The sequence below is a fragment of the Streptacidiphilus sp. PB12-B1b genome (genome assembly GCF_014084125.1).
Lineage (GTDB): Bacteria > Actinomycetota > Actinomycetes > Streptomycetales > Streptomycetaceae > Streptacidiphilus.
The window spans coordinates 7,361,489-7,381,456 of sequence record NZ_CP048405.1; the positions used below are offsets into that span (position 1 = coordinate 7,361,489).

A 19,968-nucleotide genomic window follows, 5' to 3' on the forward strand; every position below is an offset into this window, starting at 1 on the left:
GACCCGCCCACTGGAGGCATCGCATGGCAGCAGCACCCGTGGGCGGCCTGACCGACGCTTTCGGCGCCTTCCTGTTCGGCAAGAACGAGACGACGCGCCTGCCCGTCCGCACCTCGACCGGACAGGCGCAGGCCGTGTACCTGCCGACCGCGGCGCCGGGACTCGGCGACTCCGGTGTGATCATCGGACGCGAGGTCTACAGCGGCAAGGGCTACGTCTACGACCCGTTCCAGCTCTACGGCCAGCAGCTGCCCGCGCCGCACTGGCTGGTCCTCGGCGAGTCCGGCAACGGCAAGTCCGCGCTGGAGAAGACCTACGTCCTGCGGCAGCTGCGGTTCCGCGACCGGCAGGTCGTCGTCCTGGACGCCCAGGGCGAGGACGGCGTCGGCGAGTGGAACCTGATCGCCCGCGCGCTGGGGATAACTCCGGTCCGGCTCGACCCGCAGGCGGCCCTCGCCGGCGGGGTGAAGCTCAACCCGCTCGACCCGGCGATCACCACCACCGGCCAGCTGGCGCTGCTGCGCACCATCGTCGAGGTGGCGATGGGCCGCGGCCTGGGCGAGCGCGCCGGCTTCGCGCTGAAGGCGGCGCACGCGCACATCACCGCGACCATCACCGACCGGCAGCCGGTCCTGGCCGACATCATCGACACGCTGCGCACCCCGAACACCGACTTCATCGACCCGCTCGGGGTCTCCCTGACGGACATCCAGACCTGGGGCCTGGACGTGGCCCTGGTGCTGGACCGCCTGGTCGACGGCGACCTGCGGGGCATGTTCGACGGGCCGACCACCACCGACATCGACCTGGACGCCCCGCTGATCGTCTTCGACCTGTCGCACATCGACCGCAACTCGATCGCCATGCCGATCCTGATGGCGATCGTCGGAGTATGGCTCGAGCACACCTGGATCAGGCCCGACCGCAAGAAGCGGATCTTCCTGGTGGAGGAGGCCTGGCACATCATCAACTCGCCCTTCGTGGCTCAGCTGTTCCAGCGGCTGCTGAAGTTCGGCCGCCGCCTGGGCCTGTCGTTCATCGCCGTCGTCCACCACCTCTCGGACGTCGTGGACGGCGCTGCGGCCAAGGAGGCGTCGGCGATCCTGAAGATGGCCTCCACCCGTACCATCTACATGCAGAAGGCAGACGAGGCCCGGGCCACCGGGCGGGTGCTGGGGCTTCCGCGCTGGGCGGTGGAGATCATCCCCACGCTGTCGCCGGGCATCGCGGTCTGGGACGTCAACGGCAACGTCCAGGTCGTCAAGCACCTGATCACGGAGCAGGAGCGCCCGCTCGTCTTCACCGACCGGGCCATGACGGAGGACGCCATCATCGAACGCACCCGCGCCTCCCAACATCTGGCCGACGACCCGGCTGCCTGATGGTCGGACAGGCACCGGGCCCCCGCCCGTACGGCCCCCGGAGTCGGGGGCCGCAGGCACCGCCCCCCGGACGCGGCATCCCGGACGGGGCGATCGTCGGGCTGCTGGCGACCCTGCTGGGCACCACCGTGCTGGTGTGGACGGCGACCGCGCTGGCCGGGCTGTTCAGCCACGGCCACCTGCCGCACCCGCTGCCGTTCGAGGGCACGCCCACGGCGATCCGGGTCCTGGCGACCGAGCCCAACCGGCTGGTGGCGGCCTGGCCCGGGACGCCCACCGCCGAGCTGCCCTCGCCGACGGCCTTCTGGTCGACCTTCTTCGTGCTGCTGGCCCTGCTGATCGCGCTGATGCTGACGATGCTCACGGCCTGGACCCGGCTGAGGCGCGCCACCGCCGCGGCCAGGGCCCGCCAGGAGCCGCCGTACGACCCCTCGTACGGCCAGCCGCACCAGCAACCGCACCAGCAGCCCTACCGGCAGCAGGCCGACGGTGGCCGGGGTGACCGCTCCCGCGCCGGTCGGCAGCCGCAGCCGCAGCCGCCGGGGCTTGATGACCCGTGGGCGGCCGGTCCCTACCCGGCGGCAGGACCGTATCCGGCAGCCGGGCAGGCCGCGCCCGCGCCGGGCGCGCCCGGGTACCGGACACCCCCGTACGGGACGCCCCCGTACGGGACGCCCTCGGCCGCCGGGCCCGGCCCGGCTCCGGAGCGGCCGGCCGGGTACGAGGTGCCCGCGCCGCGCCCGGTACCGGACCGGGAGGCCCCCAGCGCCCACGCCGCACCCGCCGTGCCCGCGCCCGCCCATCCGCCTGCGCCCGCCCCTGCGCGACCCGCCGTACCCGTCGCCGATCCGTCCACGCCGCCGCCCGTGGCTGTGCCTGCGGGGGCGACGGCGCTGACGAAGGCTTCCCCGCCCGGCACCCGGTCCGGCGGCCGGGCCCTGGTACTGCCGCCGGGCGCGGTCTGCCTGCTGGCCCCCGAACCCGCCGCGTCCGCCGGGGCCAGGCGCCGGCTGCTGCGGCGGGCGGTCGACCAGGCCACCGGGGCCGTCCTGGTCGTCAGCGACGACCTGGCGCTCTGGGAGGCCCGGCCCGCGCACCGCGACGCCCGGCTGTTCGACCCCCTGCGGCTGACCGACGCCGACAGCGAGACGCGGGTCCGCTGGGCCCCGCACGACCGCTGCGAGGACCCGACCGTCGCGCTGGCCCGCGCCCGGGCCCTGCTCGCACCGACCACGCGCCCGGGCAACTCGCCCGGCGAGAAGGGCGTCCAGGAGGCCGCCCAGACCCTGCTGCGCTGCTGGCTGCACGCTGCCGCCCTGGACCGGCGCCCGTTCCGGCACGTCCTGCGCTGGGCCGCCGGAACGGCCCGGCAGGAGGCGGTGACCATCCTGCGCACCGCCGATCCGCACGCGGCCGCGCCGGGCTGGAGCGGCGAGCTGCAGTCCGTCCTCGCCAACGCCACCGACGTCCGCGAGGCGGCGCTGGAGCGGGTGCTGTCCGCCCTCGACGTCCTCTCCGATCTGCACGTCCTCAAGGCGTGCACGCCCGAGTCGGCACATGATGCCCTCGATCTGGAGTCGTTCCTGCGCAATCGGGGAACGCTGTACCTGGCGGGCCGCGCGGAGGAGTCCCGGGTCAGCCGCTCAGCGCACAGCGCGATGCCGCTCCTGACCGCGCTTGTGGAAGACGTGGCCGAGCTCGGCCGGCGCATGGCCGTACGGTCATCCTCCGGTCGGCTCGACCCACCACTGCTCTGCGTCCTGGACAGCGTCGCCGCCGTCGCCCCGCTGCCCGGACTGCCGGATCTGATGGCCCGGGGCGGCCCGCTCGGGATCAACACCGTCGCCGTACTCCGCTCCCCCGAGCAGGCCCGGGCCCGCTGGGGCGACCGGGCCGTCCACAGCCTGTGGACAAGCGCGGACGCCCGGGGAGTCCTGGGACCGGCGTCCGGGCCCCTGTTCGGCCCGCCCGAGACCACCGGCCCGGCCGCCGAGCTGGACGCCGAGCTCACCCCCGCCCTGACCGCCGGCGAACTCCTGCTGCTCCGCCCGCGCCACCCCGCCGAACGCCTCTCCCTGCCGCCGGAGCCCGCAACCGGCGAACCGACTGCCGCGAACACATGACACTCCCGTACTCTCGGGGGCCACAGATGTGATCAACGCGCCGTGTCGGCGACAGCGGGAAGCGAGTACGAGCAGCATGAGCAACTACGGGGGTTGGCCCGGCCAGCCGGGGCGGCCGGGGCCCGGCGGCTGGAACTACGTACCCCTCGCACCCAAGCCAGGCGTCATACCGCTGCACCCCCTGACCCTGGCCGACATCCTCAATGGGATCTTCGGGACCATCCGCCGGTACTTCTGGGCGATCTACGGCCCGCTGGCGCTGATCTTCCTCGCTGCGGGTGCCGTCACCGCCGTCTACACCGCTCTGTGCTACTCCACGTTCCACCACGTGTACCAGGAGATCGCCGACCGGGACACGGTGACGAGGCACCAGGGCATGGAGCTGTTCGGGCTGGGTGCGGGCGCCCTGCTGGTGCTCACCCTGTGCGTCTTCGTCTGCTATGCCGTCACCTCGCTGACCTCCACCACCGTGCTGCGGCACGCCGCGATCGGACGCCCGGCCACCATGCGGCAGGTCCTGGCCGAGGCCCGTCCGCACCTGTGGCGCACGCTCGGCGTGATGCTGCTGATCGCCGCAGGCGCCGTGGTCGGGCTGACGGTCGCGGCCGTGCTGTTCATTGTCCTGGGCGCGCTGCTCGGCACGGCGGGCGCACTGCTCGGCATGCTGCTGGTCATCGCCGCGTACGCCGGGTTCCTCTTTGCGATCATCCGGCTGGCCCTGGTCCTGCCGGTCGTCATCCTGGAGAACCAGCGGCCGTTCGCCGCGATCGCCCGGGCCTGGCGGCTCAACCAGGGGCACTGGTGGCGCACGCTGGGCATCACCCTGCTGGTGTCGGTCATGGGCTCGCTCGTCACCCAGCTGGTCAGCGCCCCGGTCTCGCTGCTGACCAGCAGCCCCGTGGTGGCCACGTTCCCGCAGCCGGGCCAGCCGTGGAGCGTCTCCGACCTGCCCAGCTTCGGCAGCCTCTGGCTGTACATCGTCGGCACGCTCGCGGCCGGGTACATCTCCGGTGTCGTGCTGATGCCGCTGACCCCGCTGACCAACGGCCTGCTCTACATCGACCGCCGGATCCGCCGGGAGAGCCTGGACGTGCAGCTCGCCGAGGACGCCGGCATCGACCTGGCGGCAGTCCCCGTCCCGCCGCCGGGCTACGGCGGCTGGCCGGGCCGCCCCGGGCCGTACGGACAGCCCGGCCCGTACGGTCAGCCGACGCCGTACGGACAGTCGGCCCCCTACGGGCAGCCGCAGCCCGGTCAGCAGCCCTACGGCAGCTGGCCCGGACAGCAGCCCCCCGCCGGCTGGCCGCCCGCCTACCAGCCCGCGCCGCCCGCGCCGCCGGTCGCGCCCGAGCCGCTGACCCCGCCGGCCCCGGCCGAACCGCCGCAGGATTCCTCCCCGAGCGACGACACACCGCCCGCCTGACCGACCGACCCGAGGGACCGGCCCCGCCGCTATCGTCGACTCCATGCAGGAGGAGACCGAATTCGTCGGCGGGGTCAACCATGTCGTGCGCCATGACGACACCGTCACCCGCCCGGCCGGCCCCTGGACGCCCAGCGTGCACCGGCTGCTGGACCACCTCCGCGCCCAGGGCTTCACCGGCGCGCCGCGCGCCCTCGGCATCAGCGAGGACGGCAACGAGGAGACCGTCTCCTACATCGACGGCGAGGTCGGCCACTACCCGCTGCCCGCCCACGCCCGCAGTGACGACGCCCTGCGCGCCGCCGCCCGGCTGCTGCGCGGCCTGCACGACGCCGCCGCCGACTTCCCGCACCGGCCGGACGACGTGTGGATGCTGCCGTCCCGCGAGCCGGTCGAGGTGGTCTGTCACGGGGACGCGGCCACCTACAACTGCGTCTTCCGTAACGGCCTGCCGGTGGCGTTCATCGACTTCGACACCGCCCACCCGGGCCCACGGCTCTGGGACGCGAGCTACACCGCCTACCGCTTTGTCCCGCTGCACGCCCCCGGCGCCGACGAGGGCACCCTGCCGCTGCCCGAGCAGGCCCGCAGACTGCGGCTGTTCGCCGACGCGTACGGGCTCAGCGCCGAGCACCGCGCGCTGCTGCCCGCGACGGTGGCCGAACGGCTCACCGCGCTGGTGGACTTCATGACCACGCGGGCCGCCGCCGGGAACCTCGCCTTCGCCCGCCACCTGGCCGACGGCCATCACCGCCGCTATCTGGCCGACGCCGAATACATCACCGCCCATGCGGACCAGCTCGCCGACTGAAGCCGAGCGCACCTGCCCGGAAACGCGGAAAGGCCCTCTGACTCGAGGTCAGAGGGCCTTTCACGAAAGGTTGTTCGGCGGTGTCCTACTCTCCCACAAGGTCCCCCTTGCAGTACCATCGGCGCTATGAGGCTTAGCTTCCGGGTTCGGAATGTAACCGGGCGTTTCCCTCACGCTATGACCACCGAAACACTATGAAGTTGACCCGCACTCCCCGGCATGACGCTCCCGGGAAGGGGTCGTTGCTTCAGAACAACACAGTGGACGCGTAGCAACTATGGACAAGCCCTCGGCCTATTAGTACCGGTCAGCTCCACCCCTCACAGGGCTTCCACACCCGGCCTATCAACCCAGTCGTCTACTGGGAGCCTTACCCACTCGATGGTGGTGGGAGTCCTCATCTCGAAGCAGGCTTCCCGCTTAGATGCTTTCAGCGGTTATCCCTCCCGAACGTAGCCAACCAGCCATGCCCTTGGCAGGACAACTGGCACACCAGAGGTTCGTCCGTCCCGGTCCTCTCGTACTAGGGACAGCCCTTCTCAAGACTCCTGCGCGCGCAGCGGATAGGGACCGAACTGTCTCACGACGTTCTAAACCCAGCTCGCGTACCGCTTTAATGGGCGAACAGCCCAACCCTTGGGACCTACTCCAGCCCCAGGATGCGACGAGCCGACATCGAGGTGCCAAACCATCCCGTCGATATGGACTCTTGGGGAAGATCAGCCTGTTATCCCCGGGGTACCTTTTATCCGTTGAGCGACGGCGCTTCCACAAGCCACCGCCGGATCACTAGTCCCTGCTTTCGCACCTGCTCGACCCGTCGGTCTCACAGTCAAGCTCCCTTGTGCACTTACACTCAACACCTGATTGCCAACCAGGCTGAGGGAACCTTTGGGCGCCTCCGTTACATTTTAGGAGGCAACCGCCCCAGTTAAACTACCCACCAGACACTGTCCCTGATCCGGATCACGGACCCAGGTTAGACATCCAGCACGACCAGAGTGGTATTTCAACGACGACTCCACAACCACTGGCGTGGCCGCTTCACAGTCTCCCACCTATCCTACACAAGCCGAACCGAACACCAATATCAAGCTATAGTAAAGGTCCCGGGGTCTTTCCGTCCTGCTGCGCGAAACGAGCATCTTTACTCGTAATGCAATTTCACCGGGCCTATGGTTGAGACAGTCGAGAAGTCGTTACGCCATTCGTGCAGGTCGGAACTTACCCGACAAGGAATTTCGCTACCTTAGGATGGTTATAGTTACCACCGCCGTTTACTGGCGCTTAAGTTCTCAGCCTCGCCACACCGAAGTGCAGCTAACCGGTCCCCTTAACGTTCCAGCACCGGGCAGGCGTCAGTCCGTATACATCGCCTTACGGCTTCGCACGGACCTGTGTTTTTAGTAAACAGTCGCTTCTCGCTGGTCTCTGCGGCCGGCCACAGCTCCGGAGGTAAACCCCATCACCACAACCGGCCCCCCTTCTCCCGAAGTTACGGGGGCATTTTGCCGAGTTCCTTAACCATAGTTCACCCGAACGCCTCGGTATTCTCTACCTGACCACCTGAGTCGGTTTGGGGTACGGGCCGCCATGAAACTCGCTAGAGGCTTTTCTCGACAGCATAGGATCATCCACTTCACCACAATCGGCTCGGCATCAGGTCTCAGACTATGTGAACGGCGGATTTGCCTACCGTTCGTCCTACACCCTTACCCCGGGACAACCACCGCCCGGGCTGGACTACCTTCCTGCGTCACCCCATCGCTCACCTACTACCAGCTCGGTTCACCGGCTCCACCACTTCCCCTTGTCCGAAGACTCCGGGACGGCTTCACGGGCTTAGCATTACCGGGTTCGACGTTGGCGCTTCAAAGCGGGTACGGGAATATCAACCCGTTGTCCATCGACTACGCCTGTCGGCCTCGCCTTAGGTCCCGACTTACCCTGGGCAGATCAGCTTGACCCAGGAACCCTTGGTCAATCGGCGCAAGAGTTTCCCACTCTTGTATCGCTACTCATGCCTGCATTCTCACTCGTATACCGTCCACGACTGGCTTCCGCCGCCGCTTCACCCGGCACACGACGCTCCCCTACCCATCACAGCCCCCGTTAGGAGTTGACACTGCAATGACACGGCTTCGGCGGTGTACTTGAGCCCCGCTACATTGTCGGCGCGGAATCACTTGACCAGTGAGCTATTACGCACTCTTTAAAGGGTGGCTGCTTCTAAGCCAACCTCCTGGTTGTCTCTGCGACTCCACATCCTTTCCCACTTAGCACACGCTTAGGGGCCTTAGCCGGTGTTCTGGGCTGTTTCCCTCTCGACCATGGAGCTTATCCCCCACAGTCTCACTGCCGCGCTCTCACTTACCGGCATTCGGAGTTTGGCTAAGGTCAGTAACCCGGTGGGGCCCATCGCCTATCCAGTGCTCTACCTCCGGCAAGAAACACACGACGCTGCACCTAAATGCATTTCGGGGAGAACCAGCTATCACGGAGTTTGATTGGCCTTTCACCCCTAACCACAGGTCATCCCCCAGGTTTTCAACCCTGGTGGGTTCGGTCCTCCACACGGTCTTACCCGCGCTTCAACCTGCCCATGGCTAGATCACTCCGCTTCGGGTCTTGGGCGCGCTACTCAACCGCCCTATTCGGACTCGCTTTCGCTACGGCTACCCCACACGGGTTAACCTCGCAACACACCGCAAACTCGCAGGCTCATTCTTCAAAAGGCACGCAGTCACGACAGCTGTGTGCAAGCACACGCTGCGACGCTCCCACGGCTTGTAGGCACACGGTTTCAGGTACTATTTCACTCCGCTCCCGCGGTACTTTTCACCATTCCCTCACGGTACTGTCCGCTATCGGTCACTAGGGAATATTTAGGCTTAGCGGGTGGTCCCGCCAGATTCACACGGAGTTTCACGGGATCCGTGCTACTTGGGAAAAACTCAAGAGAGCCGCACAGGTTTCGTCTACGGGGGTCTTACCCTCTACGCCGGACCTTTCGCATGTCCTTCGACTACCCATACGGTTTCTGACTCTCCGACCGGCCGGCAGACCGGTCAAGAATTCTCCCACGACCCCGAAGTGGCAACCCCTGCCGGGTCTCACACCACAACGGTTTAGCCTCATCCGATTTCGCTCGCCACTACTCTCGGAATCACGGTTGTTTTCTCTTCCTGCGGGTACTGAGATGTTTCACTTCCCCGCGTTCCCTCCACACTGCCTATGTGTTCAGCAGCGGGTGACAGCCCATGACGACTGCCGGGTTTCCCCATTCGGACACCCCCGGATCAAAGCTCGGTTGACAGCTCCCCGGGGCCTATCGTGGCCTCCCACGTCCTTCATCGGTTCCTAGTGCCAAGGCATCCACCGTGCGCCCTTAAAAACTTGGCCACAGATGCTCGCGTCCACTGTGCAGTTCTCAAACAACGACCAGCCACCCATCACCCCCACACCCGAAGGCCGTGGAGTTCACTGGGGCCGGCGCTGAAGACCAGCCTCACGGCCGTGCCCTCAGGACCCAACAACGTGCCCGACCCGATCCACCCGACCCCGCGTTCCACGCACCCCGAAAGATGCAGTACTAGCGGCGACAAGCCGATCGTGCCGAATAGTCAACGTTCCACCCATGAGCGAACCACCGTCAGACATGCGCTGACGATATGGCCCTCTGACCGCCGAGGCGGTAAGAAGTGCTCCTTAGAAAGGAGGTGATCCAGCCGCACCTTCCGGTACGGCTACCTTGTTACGACTTCGTCCCAATCGCTGGTCCCACCTTCGACAGCTCCTTCCCTTGCGGGTTAGGCCACCGGCTTCGGGTGTTACCGACTTTCGTGACGTGACGGGCGGTGTGTACAAGGCCCGGGAACGTATTCACCGCAGCAATGCTGATCTGCGATTACTAGCAACTCCGACTTCATGGGGTCGAGTTGCAGACCCCAATCCGAACTGAGACCGGCTTTTTGAGATTCGCTCCACCTCGCGGTATCGCAGCTCATTGTACCGGCCATTGTAGCACGTGTGCAGCCCAAGACATAAGGGGCATGATGATTTGACGTCGTCCCCACCTTCCTCCGAGTTGACCCCGGCAGTCTCCTGTGAGTCCCCGGCATAACCCGCTGGCAACACAGAACGAGGGTTGCGCTCGTTGCGGGACTTAACCCAACATCTCACGACACGAGCTGACGACAACCATGCACCACCTGTATACCGACCACAAGGGGGCGACCATCTCTGGCCGTTTCCGGTATATGTCAAGCCTTGGTAAGGTTCTTCGCGTTGCGTCGAATTAAGCCACATGCTCCGCTGCTTGTGCGGGCCCCCGTCAATTCCTTTGAGTTTTAGCCTTGCGGCCGTACTCCCCAGGCGGGGAACTTAATGCGTTAGCTGCGGCGCGGACCACGTGGAATGTGACCCACACCTAGTTCCCAACGTTTACGGCGTGGACTACCAGGGTATCTAATCCTGTTCGCTCCCCACGCTTTCGCTCCTCAGCGTCAGTAATGGCCCAGAGATCCGCCTTCGCCACCGGTGTTCCTCCTGATATCTGCGCATTTCACCGCTACACCAGGAATTCCGATCTCCCCTACCACACTCTAGCCTGCCCGTATCGAATGCAGACCCGGAGTTAAGCCCCGGGCTTTCACATCCGACGCGACAAGCCGCCTACGAGCTCTTTACGCCCAATAATTCCGGACAACGCTCGCACCCTACGTATTACCGCGGCTGCTGGCACGTAGTTAGCCGGTGCTTCTTCTGCAGGTACCGTCACTTGCGCTTCTTCCCTGCTGAAAGAGGTTTACAACCCGAAGGCCGTCATCCCTCACGCGGCGTCGCTGCATCAGGCTTTCGCCCATTGTGCAATATTCCCCACTGCTGCCTCCCGTAGGAGTCTGGGCCGTGTCTCAGTCCCAGTGTGGCCGGTCGCCCTCTCAGGCCGGCTACCCGTCGTCGCCTTGGTAGGCCATCACCCCACCAACAAGCTGATAGGCCGCGGGCCCATCCCAGATCGCCGGAGCTTTCCACGCACACCCCATGCGGAGATGCGTCGTATCCGGTATTAGCACCGGTTTCCCGGTGTTGTCCCAGAATCTGGGGCAGGTTGCCCACGTGTTACTCACCCGTTCGCCACTGATCCACCCCGAAGGGCTTCACCGTTCGACTTGCATGTGTTAAGCACGCCGCCAGCGTTCGTCCTGAGCCAGGATCAAACTCTCCGTGAATGTATTCCGGATATCCGGAGCACACCCGCGAAAGAGCGGCACGACAGTCAGCGGAACAGCCGACCTCGTGCACTGCGTCCTCGCTAGTGTTTTGTGCATCAAAGGAACCACGTCCAAAAAACGGACGGGGTATCAACATATCTGGCGTTGACTTTTGGCACGCTGTTGAGTTCTCAAGGAACGGACGCTTCCTTCAAGACCCTTTCAACGGTCTCTCCGGGCGCTTCGTTCTTCGTTATGAAGCCTACCAGACCGTTTCCGGCCCGATTTCCCGCCGTCCCGCGCCGTTTCCGGCCCGTTCCGACGAGTGAAACTCTAGCGGAACCACGCCATCGACGCGAATTCCACCGCATTCCCGGGTTTAGCCGCTGAAAAGGCAGCAGGACATGGCAGACCCATAGGTCGCATGTTCTGGTTCTTCCGGGGATGGCTGTCACAGGACCGGCCGCGCTCAGCGCGTTCGGGGCTCCTGCCCAGACAGCTCGACGTACATTAGGCGGCGCGTGACGTGATGTCAAACCGGTCAGGGACGGGGTGTCTGGCGGGGCGCTGGGAGCAGGAAGTCGCACCACACCGCCTTGCCGCCGTCCGGGGTGCGGCGGGTGCCCCAGCTGGAGGCGATGGTGGCGATGATGGCGATGCCGCGCCCGGATTCGTCGGCGGGCGCGGCCTGGCGGCGGCGCGGGAGGTGGTCGTCGGCGTCGGTGACCTCGACCGTGAGCCGGCGGTCGGTGCGGCGCAGCCGCAGCCGCATCGGCGGGTGGCCGTGGGTGAAGGAGTTGGATACCAGCTCGCTGACGGCGAGGACGCCGAGGTCGAGCAGTTCCTCGCCGAGCCGCCAGGACGCCAGGACGCCGCTGGTGAAGGCCCGGGCGCTGGAGACCGCCTCGGCGCCGCCGAGCAGCTCGAGCGAGGCGCCGCGGAAGAGTTCGGCGGTCTCGCTGTCGCGTTCCGGCAGTTGGAAGACGAGGGCGGCGACGTCGTCGTCGTGGTCGGGGGTGACGCCCATGGCGCGGAGCAGCCGGGCGCAGATGACGTCGGGCTGGCCGGTGGCGCCGGCGAAGGTGGTGGCGAGGGCGTCCAGGCCCTCGTCGATGTCCTGGCCCCGGCGTTCCACCAGGCCGTCGGTGTAGAGGACGCCGGTGGCGCCGGTGATCAGGGAGACCGAGGCGGAGGTGTGCAGCCAGCCGCCGGTGCCCAGCGGCGGCCCGCAGGGTTCCTCCGGACGGGTGACGGAGCCGTCCGGTTCGCGGATCATCAGCGGCAGGTGTCCGGCCGAGGAGTAGGTGAGCAGTTGCTCGCTCGGGTCGTACACGGCGTAGACGCAGGTCGCAATGAGGGTGGGGTCGATTTCCGAGGCGAGGCCGTCGAGGAGTTGCAGGACTTCGTGCGGGGGCAGGTCGAGCCGGGCGTAGGCGCGGACGGCGGTGCGGAGCTGGCCCATGACGGCGGCGGCGCGCATGCCGCGGCCCATGACGTCGCCGATGACCAGGGCGGTGCGTCCGCCGCCGAGGGTGATGACGTCGTACCAGTCGCCGCCGACGGCGGCGTCGGGGCCGCCGGGCTGGTAGGTGGCGGCGACGCGGAGGTCGTCGGGCTGTTCGAGCTTCTGCGGGAGCAGGCTGCGCTGGAGCGTGACGGCGGCCTCGCGGTGGCGGCGCTCGCTCTCGCGGAGCCGTTCGGTGGCCTGGACCTGGTCGGTGACCTCGGCGCCGAAGACCAGGACGCCGCAGACGTCGGCGGCGTGGCTGCTGCGGCGCAGGGCGCCGAGCGGGCCGAGGGTGCTGAGCGGGCCGAGCGGCGTGCGGGCGACGGCGCCGCGTCCGTGGTGCTGGTGGGCTTCGGCGAGGGCGTCGAGCTGCCGGCCGAGGTCCTCGCTGTCGCGGACGGGGGCGCAGACGAAGGTGTAGAAGCGGGGGCGATCCGTACTGGTGGGCGAGGAGTGAGTGACCTTGCGGGCCTTGACGGTGCGCGCCCGGCCGGTGCGGAACGCCTGGTCCATCAGCGGCAACAGGCCGAGTTCGTCCAGCTCGGGCATGGCTTGGTGGGCGGGGACGCCGGTGGGCCGGGGGCCGAAGACGTCGGTGTAGGCGCGGTTGAGGTAGCCGATGCGGTGGTTGGGGCCGTAGCCGACGGCGACCAGGGCCGGCAGGTGCCCGAGGACGTCCTTGACCGTGAGGCGGTCGTGGGCGGCCGGGGCGTCCGGCTCCGGGTGCTGTTCGGGAAGGTCCATGACAGGCGGGGCGTCCGCGCTGCCCGGGGTGCCGGCGCCGCCGCGCCGTACCGGCTGCGGCGGGGCAGGCGGCTTGGGGGCGGCCGAGGCGCGTCTCTGTCCTCCGGGGAGCCGGGCGCTCCAGCGCGTGAGATTCACAGGGCCTTTCCTGGCAGGTCGGTCGGCACGGCTTGGTCATCTCGACGCCCCTGGGTCGGGGTGCGGTGACGGACGTTCGGACCAGTGTGGCGGAAGACTCCGCCGTGCGACATCAGGCCCGCAGCACGGACTGATCCCGATCAGCACGGTCCCCCGGCTGATTCCAGGACCGCTTTCGGCCCCCGTCCGCGCTATCCCCCATCGCTGTCCCGGAGTTCACGTTCGACATAGCTTTCGAACACCGCGCGGGGCTGCTCCAGGGCTCCCATGGAAACAATTTCCCGCTTCAGCAGACCGGCCAGGACCCAGTCGGCGAGGACCCGCGCCTTGCGGTCCCAGGTCGGCACCCGGCGCAGGTGCACCGCGCGGTGCAGCAGCCAGGCCGTACGGCCGTGCAGGGCCCGGCCGCGGAGCTGGGCGACGCCGTGGTGCAGGCCGAGGGAGGTGAGCGAGCCCTTCAGCTCGTGCCGGTACTCGCCGACGGGCTGCCCGCGCATTTCGGCCAGCAGGTTGTCGGCGAGCACCCGGGCCTGCCGGACGGCGTGCTGGGCGTTCTGCGCGCAGCACTCCCCCGGACGGGTGACGTCCGGCACGGCCGCGGCGTCGCCCGCCGCCCACACCCCCGGCGTGCCGAGGACGCGCAGGCTGGCGTCGCAGCGCAGCCGGCCGCGGGCGTCGACCGGCAGCCGGGTGGCCCGGAGCACCGGGTTGGCCCGCACCCCGGCCGTCCAGACGAGGGTGCGGGCGGCGAGGCGGCTGCCGTCGGAGAGCTCCACCACGCCGTCGGCGACCGACAGCAGCCGGGTGCCGAGCCGGACCTCGATGTTCCGGCCGCGCAGCTCCTCGGTGGTGCGCAGGCCGACGTCGGGCTCGGTCTCGGGCAGGATGCGCTTGCCGGCCTCGACCAGCACCCAGTGCATGTCCTCGGGCTTCAGCCCCTCGTAGTGCCGGACGGCGTAGCGGGCCATGTCCTCCAGCTCGGCGAGGGCGCCGGTGCCGGCGTAGCCGCCGCCGACGAAGACGAAGGTCAGCGCAGCCTCGCGGAGCGCCGGGTCGCGGGTGGAGGCGGCCAGGTCGAGCTGGGTGAGCACGTGGTTGCGCAGCGACACGGCCTCCTCGACGCTGCGGAAGCCGATGCCGTGCTCGGCCAGCCCGGGCACGGCGAGGATCCGGGCGATCGAGCCGGGGGCCAGGACCAGCACGTCGTAGGGCAGGCTGAGCTCCCGCGGCGGCAGTCCGGCGACGGCGGACGGGACCGTGACGGCGGCGGTGCGCGCCGGGTGGTCCAGGCCGCTGAGGCGGCCGTGCACGACCTGCACCCCGGTCAGCACCCGGCGCAGCGGGACGATCACGTGCCGGGGGTCGACCGCCCCGGCCGCGGCCTCGGCCAGCAGCGGCTGGTACGTCATGTAGGACTTGGGGTCGACCAGCGTGACCTCGGCTTCGCCCGGGTGCAGGCGCTGCTGCAGCCTCAGTGCGGTGTAGAGGCCGACATGGCCGCCGCCGACGATCAGGATACGGGTGGGTGGGGTCACCGGTGTCACCGCTCCATTCCGCACCCTCGGCGGCTGCTTGTACATACTCTGTGCCGGATCTGTTGGGACGGTTGTCGGGCGCGGAACGGTCGTGGCTGGTCGGGCGTCCGCAGGGCGCTCCGCTGATCTGCGCAGACGATCCGGTCCGGCTCCGGGGCCGGTCGCGTGTGCGGATGGGCGCCTTTCGGCCGGGTGGTGTGGCCGGGCGGTGCGGCCGGATGGCGGGACGTCCTCTGTTCCGTCAGTTCCGCTCTCAACTAGGGTCAGTAAGTCTGTGAATCAATGGGCTCGGCAAGCGCCGCATGGTTCGCTACATAGAGTGTGCGTGTGGGGGCATCGCATCAGACGGGGTGCCCACGGGGGGAGGACGATCGTCATGGTTCAGCAGGAGCAGGTTCTTTCGCATGCCGCGGAAGGCGCGATCCCGGAGCAGCGGAACGGTGTGGCCGCGCCCAGGCGCGGCACCCAGCTGCGGGTGGATGCGCGGCGCAATCTGGAGAGCGTACTGCGCGCGGCGCGCGAGGTCTTCGGCGAACTCGGTTACGGCGCGCCGATGGAGGAGGTGGCGCGGCGGGCCGGGGTGGGCGTCGGCACGGTCTACCGGCGGTTCCCGAGCAAGGAGGTGCTGGTCCACCGGATCGCCTCGGAGGAGGTGCAGTGGCTCACCACCCAGGCGCGGGAGGCGCTCGAGGGCGATCCGCAGCCGTGGGAGGCGCTGGCCGGGTACCTGTCGCGCGCGGTGGCCAGCGGCGCGGGCCGACTGCTGCCGCCGGAGGCGTACCGGCGGGCGGAGGTGCTGGACCGGGCCTCGGGGCCGCAGACGGCGTTGCCGGACGCCGGGGGTGACGGCGCGTCGGCCTCCGGCGCGGACGTCGATCCGGCCAGCCTGGTGGAGCTTCTGGGGCTGCTGTCGCGGCTGGTGGAGCGGGCGCGGGAGGCGGGCGAGCTGCGGGCCGGGGTGAGCGTCGCCGACGTGGTGCTGGTGCTGACCGCGTCCGTGCCCGCGCAGCCGGGCGCGCCGCGCGCCGCGGGCGGCGCCGGTGGCGGGATCGGCGGCGGCGCTGACGACGACGGCGCGCACGCGGGTGTCGGCGCGGCCCCGGACGGTACCGCGGCACGGCTGCTGGGCATCCTGCTGGCGGGGCTGCGCGCGGGGGCCTAGCGCGCGGGGTCCTGGAACGTCGACCTGGAACGCTGGTCCGGAACGCCGACCGGGCCGCCCGGCGACATCCGCCCGGGAGTCGTACGGGCGTTCCGGTCGGCGTTCCCCGGACGAGTGGTAACTGCCGTACCGGGCAGGTGCCGTGCGTTCACCATGGGACTCTTTCGCCGTGGATCGACACGAGGGCTGCCATGCGTGACGGCGGCCAGGACGAGCGTGACTCGGGCGGCACCGGAGTGGACGACGCAGACACGGACGCGCCCGGTGCGCAGGACCCCGGACCGGACGTCCCGCCCCCGCCCGGGCCGCAGGTGCCGACGCAGGGCGACGGGCCGGGGCCCCGGCCGGGCCGTCGGCGACGCACGGCGCAGGCTGTCGTCCCGGCCCCCGGCGGCCCGGTCGACGAGGACGAACTGCCGCCGTCGGACGCGCTGTTGGCGGCGGCCGTGCGGGCCGGCGAGGACTCCGCCTACGAGGAGCTGTACCGCAGGCACGCCGACGCCGTCCGCCGCTACGCCCGGACCTGCTGCCGGGACGCCTTCACCGCCGAGGACCTGGCGGGCGAGGTCTTCGCCCGCACCCTGCAGGCGCTGCGTGCCGGGAAGGGCCCGGACCTGGCCGTCCGCGCCTACCTGCTGACGGCGGTCCGCAACATCGCGGCCACCTGGAGCCGCAGCGACCGGCGCGAGCACCTGGTGGACGACTTCACCGCGTTCGCGGCCACCTCGCCCGCCGTGGCGGGCGTCGACGTCACCGACCCGGGCGCGGACACCTGGGCGATGGCCGAGATCGACCACTCGCTGGTGGTGCAGGCGTTCAGCCGGCTCGACGCCGACGACCGGATGCTGCTGTGGCACACCGAGGTCGAGCGGGAGCCGCCGCGCGAGGTGGCGCTGCTGATCGGCAAGACCGCCAACGCCACCGCCGTCCAGGCGAGTCGGGCGCGGGACCGGCTGGCCACCGCCTTCCTGCAGGCGCACGTCGCGGACGCGCAGGACTCGGACTGCCGGACGCACGCGGGCCGGCTGGCCGCGTTCGCCCGCGGCTCGCTGGGCAAGCGGGCCGCCACCGACGTCCGGGCGCACCTTCAGGACTGCGACCGGTGCTCGGCGGCCTACCTGGAGCTGGTGGACCTCAACCACAGCCTGCGCGAGCTGCTCCCGGTGGGTGCGCTGGTGTGGGTGGGCTCGGGCTACTTCGCGGCGGTCGCCGCCGGGCTGGCGGGCGGCGCGGCCGTCGGCGGCGCGGCGCTGGGCGCGGCGGGCGCGGCCGGTTCGACCAGCGCGGCCGGGGCCGGTGGGGCTGCTGCGGCGGGTGCCGCGGGCGCGGCCGGAGGCGGCGGGTCCGCCGGCGCGGCCGGGGGCGGGGCGGCGGCCGAGGCGCTCGGGCTGCCCGCCAAGGCGGGGATCGCGGCGGCGGTGACGGTCGTGGCCGTGGCCGGGCTGGTGTTCGCGCTCACCGGCGGCCATGCCAAGCCCGCGCCGCCCAAGCCGCGCCGGGCGGTCGCCGCGTCCGTCCCGGCGGTGGTGGCGCCGACGCCGTCGCCGTCCCCCACACCGCCCCCGCCCCCGGTGCTGCGGCCCGCGCCGGTGCCCGCGCCGCCGCGTCCAGCGGTGCGGGCGGTGCCCCGGCCGAAGCCGAAGCCCCGGCCGGTGGTGGCCCGGCCCGCGCCCAGGCCCCGGCCGAAGCCCACCCCGGCGCCGGTACCGCTCGCCGACTACTACGTGGACGCGCTCCCGTACGCCGCGCCGGGGCAGGGCCCGGCCCAGGGCCCCAGCCTGCGGGCCGACGCGGGCAGCGGGGTGTGGCAGCGGACCGGCGAGGTGCGGATCGGCGGGGTGGCCTACCCGCGCGGGATCACCATCACCGCGCCGTCGTCCACGGTGATCGACCTCAACGGCGGCTGCACCGAGTTCGACGCCTTCGCCGGGGTCGACGACATGGAGCTGGGCCTGGGCGCGGTGCGCTTCTCGGTCCTGGACGACACGACCGGCCGGACGCTGTGGCAGTCCGGCACGGTGGACGGCGACGATCCGGCCGTGTCGGTGCGGGTCGCGCTGCGCGGCGTGTCGGCGATCCGGCTGGTGACCGCGCCGGGCGACGGCTCGCTGCTGCCGGACGTCGCGGACTGGGCGGACGCCCGCTTCAGCTGCGGCTGAGCGGGCGGCGGCTGAGCGGGCGGCGGGCTGTCGGGCGGCGCGGGGTCGGACCGCGCGGGGTCAGACGGCGCAGACGCCGTCGTCGCCGCAGGCGCCCGCGGCCGCTGCGGCGGGCACGGCCTGCTCCAGCGCCTGCAGGAAGGTGGAGGTCTCCTGCGCGCCCTGCACGGCCCAGGTGCCGTCGAAGACGAACGTCGGCACCGAGGTGATGCCCAGCGCGTGCGCCCCGGCCAGCTCCGCCCGGACCTCGGCGGTGCCCTCGTCCGAGGGCAGGAACGCCTCGACCCGGGCCCGGTCCAGCCCGGCCGCCACCGCCACCTCGGTCAGCGCGGCGAAGTCGGCGACGTCGACGCCCTCGGCGAAGTGCGCGGACAGCAGCCGCTCCTTCAGCTCGTGCTGGACGGGCAGGCCGTACTCGGCGGCGGCGAGCCACAGCAGCCGGTGCGCGTGCAGGGTGGTGACGTGCAGGGCGGCGTCGAAGTCGTAGCCGATGCCCTCGGCCCGGCCGAGCGCGGCGACCCGGTCGTCCATGGCGCGCGACTGCGGGCCGTAGCGCTGCTCCAGCCAGGCCCGGTGCGGCACGGCCGTGGTCGGCGCGTCCGGTACCAGCTGGAACGGCTTGTAGACCACCTCGACCTGTTCGGCGCGGGGGAAGGCCGCCAGGGCGCGCTCGAAGCGTCGCTTGCCGATGTAGCACCACGGGCATGCGATGTCGCTGTAGATCTCGACCTTCACGGGGTGGCTCCCAGACTCGACTTCTCTGCACTTCTCTGCGCGGTCAGAGAACTCAACGCTGGGCGGCGGCCGGGTATTCCGGCGCGGGCACCACCAGGACCGGGCAGGTGCAGTGGTGCACCAGGGCGGTCGAGACGGAGCCCAGCAGCAGCCGGGCGAAGCCGCCGTTGCCACGGGTGCCGACCACCAGCGTGTGGTGGGCGGCGGCCGCCGCGAGCAGGGCCTCCACCGGGTTGCCCAGCACGGTGTGCAGCGACAGCCGGGGCGGCTCCGGGTGGCGGGCAAGCACCGTCTCGATGCCGCGCGTGGCGACCTCGGACATCCCGGCGAGCAGCCGTTCGACGCTCTCCTGCACCAGGTCCACCATGCCCGGGGTGTAGCCGGTCGGGGCGGGGTTGACGGCGGCGACGACATAGAGGGGGACGCCGTGGACGGCGGCCTCGGTGACGGCGCGGTCGAGCGCCCACAGCGAGCCGTCCGAGCCGTCCACTCCGACGACGACCCCGGGGGTCGCACCGGCTGCGGGCAGTTCGCGGGAGACGAGGTACATGCAGCCCATCGTGCGCGGTGGGGGGGCGCGGGAGGTCAGGGCACGCCGATGGGGTCGGGCGTCGGGTCGGGCCGTGGGTCGGGCCGTGGGTCGGGCCGTGGGTCGGGCCGTGGGTCGGGCCGTGGGTCGGCAGCCGCCCCGGCGCCGGGCGCGGGGCCCGTGGCAGCGGCGGGCCGACCGTGCGCCCGGTGCTCGGCAGCCCCGGCATGCCCGGCGGGCGCCCCGACCCCGACCGGCCCGTGCCCGGCCGACGCCGGAGCGTGCCCACCCGGCGCAGCCACGTGCCGCGCCGCCCCGGCAGGCGGGTGGAGCGGCGCGGTCGGGGCGGCGGGGGCGGCCTCGGCGCGGGCGGCGGGCGCGGGCGGGGTGGGGGTACGGCGGGGACGGGCGGCAGCAGGCGGGTACGGCGGCACGGGAGGGGCGGCCTCGGCGGGCGGAGCAGAAGCGGGCGGGACGGCGGCCTCGGCGCGGGTGGCGGGCTCGGGC

Annotated in this window: 10 protein-coding genes and 3 rRNA genes; 6 read left to right on the forward strand and 7 right to left on the reverse strand. The window is 70.5% G+C overall.

The window, feature by feature from the left end:
• Nucleotides 1-23 precede the first annotated feature (23 nt).
• The 4 genes from GXW83_RS32105 (at nucleotide 24) to GXW83_RS32120 (ending at nucleotide 5,739) form a co-directional block, all read left to right on the forward strand.
• Nucleotides 24-1,382, forward strand: a complete 1,359-nt coding sequence (locus tag GXW83_RS32105; RefSeq protein WP_182446509.1) for an ATP-binding protein — start codon at nucleotides 24-26, stop codon at nucleotides 1,380-1,382.
• Nucleotides 1,382-3,505, forward strand: coding sequence for a TraM recognition domain-containing protein (locus tag GXW83_RS35175; RefSeq protein WP_182446510.1), 2,124 nt, complete (start codon nucleotides 1,382-1,384; stop codon nucleotides 3,503-3,505). Before GXW83_RS32105 ends, GXW83_RS35175 begins: the two co-directional genes overlap by 1 nt.
• Nucleotides 3,506-3,581: 76 nt before the next feature.
• Nucleotides 3,582-4,928 carry a glycerophosphoryl diester phosphodiesterase membrane domain-containing protein gene (locus GXW83_RS32115; protein ID WP_182446511.1) on the forward strand — a complete coding sequence of 449 codons (1,347 nt, stop codon included), beginning with the start codon at nucleotides 3,582-3,584 and terminating at the stop codon, nucleotides 4,926-4,928.
• 43 nt (nucleotides 4,929-4,971) lie between these two features.
• The gene (locus tag GXW83_RS32120) at nucleotides 4,972-5,739 is read left to right on the forward strand and encodes a phosphotransferase (protein ID WP_182446512.1); all 768 of its coding nucleotides are present in this window, start codon (nucleotides 4,972-4,974) and stop codon (nucleotides 5,737-5,739) included.
• Nucleotides 5,740-5,811: 72 nt separating this feature from the next.
• On the opposite strand, the gene rrf is transcribed toward GXW83_RS32120, so the two are convergent.
• From rrf to GXW83_RS32145, 5 genes are all read right to left on the reverse strand, one after another.
• A 5S ribosomal RNA gene (rrf, locus tag GXW83_RS32125) occupies nucleotides 5,812-5,928 on the reverse strand.
• 88 nt (nucleotides 5,929-6,016) lie between these two features.
• A 23S ribosomal RNA gene (locus tag GXW83_RS32130) occupies nucleotides 6,017-9,141 on the reverse strand.
• 310 nt (nucleotides 9,142-9,451) lie between these two features.
• Nucleotides 9,452-10,970: ribosomal RNA gene (locus GXW83_RS32135) — 16S ribosomal RNA — on the reverse strand.
• Together the 16S, 23S and 5S rRNA genes form the textbook arrangement of a ribosomal RNA operon.
• A 523-nt stretch (nucleotides 10,971-11,493) precedes the next feature.
• Entirely contained in the window at nucleotides 11,494-13,341 is a 1,848-nt protein-coding gene (locus GXW83_RS32140) for a SpoIIE family protein phosphatase (RefSeq protein ID WP_225447371.1), read from the reverse strand.
• A 191-nt stretch (nucleotides 13,342-13,532) separates the two neighbouring features.
• On the reverse strand, nucleotides 13,533-14,876 hold the full coding sequence (locus GXW83_RS32145; protein WP_370466831.1) for an NAD(P)/FAD-dependent oxidoreductase: 1,344 nt from the start codon (nucleotides 14,874-14,876) through the stop codon (nucleotides 13,533-13,535).
• A 376-nt stretch (nucleotides 14,877-15,252) separates the two neighbouring features.
• Between GXW83_RS32145 and GXW83_RS32150 the strand changes: the two genes are divergently transcribed.
• Both GXW83_RS32150 and GXW83_RS32155 read left to right on the forward strand, forming a co-directional pair.
• Nucleotides 15,253-16,038, forward strand: coding sequence for a TetR/AcrR family transcriptional regulator (locus tag GXW83_RS32150; protein ID WP_182446514.1), 786 nt, complete (start codon nucleotides 15,253-15,255; stop codon nucleotides 16,036-16,038).
• Nucleotides 16,039-16,229: 191 nt separating this feature from the next.
• On the forward strand, nucleotides 16,230-18,197 hold the full coding sequence (locus GXW83_RS32155) for a sigma-70 family RNA polymerase sigma factor (RefSeq protein WP_182446515.1): 1,968 nt from the start codon (nucleotides 16,230-16,232) through the stop codon (nucleotides 18,195-18,197).
• 60 nt (nucleotides 18,198-18,257) lie between these two features.
• Here the strand turns inward: GXW83_RS32155 and GXW83_RS32160 are convergent, their stop codons facing one another.
• A complete protein-coding gene (locus GXW83_RS32160; RefSeq protein ID WP_182446516.1) occupies nucleotides 18,258-18,932 on the reverse strand; it encodes a DsbA family oxidoreductase in 675 nt (224 codons plus the stop codon).
• A gap of 52 nt (nucleotides 18,933-18,984) precedes the next feature.
• Nucleotides 18,985-19,482: a universal stress protein gene (locus tag GXW83_RS32165; protein ID WP_182446517.1), complete on the reverse strand. Its 498-nt coding sequence runs from the start codon at nucleotides 19,480-19,482 to the stop codon at nucleotides 18,985-18,987.
• Nucleotides 19,483-19,968: the final 486 nt, after the last annotated feature.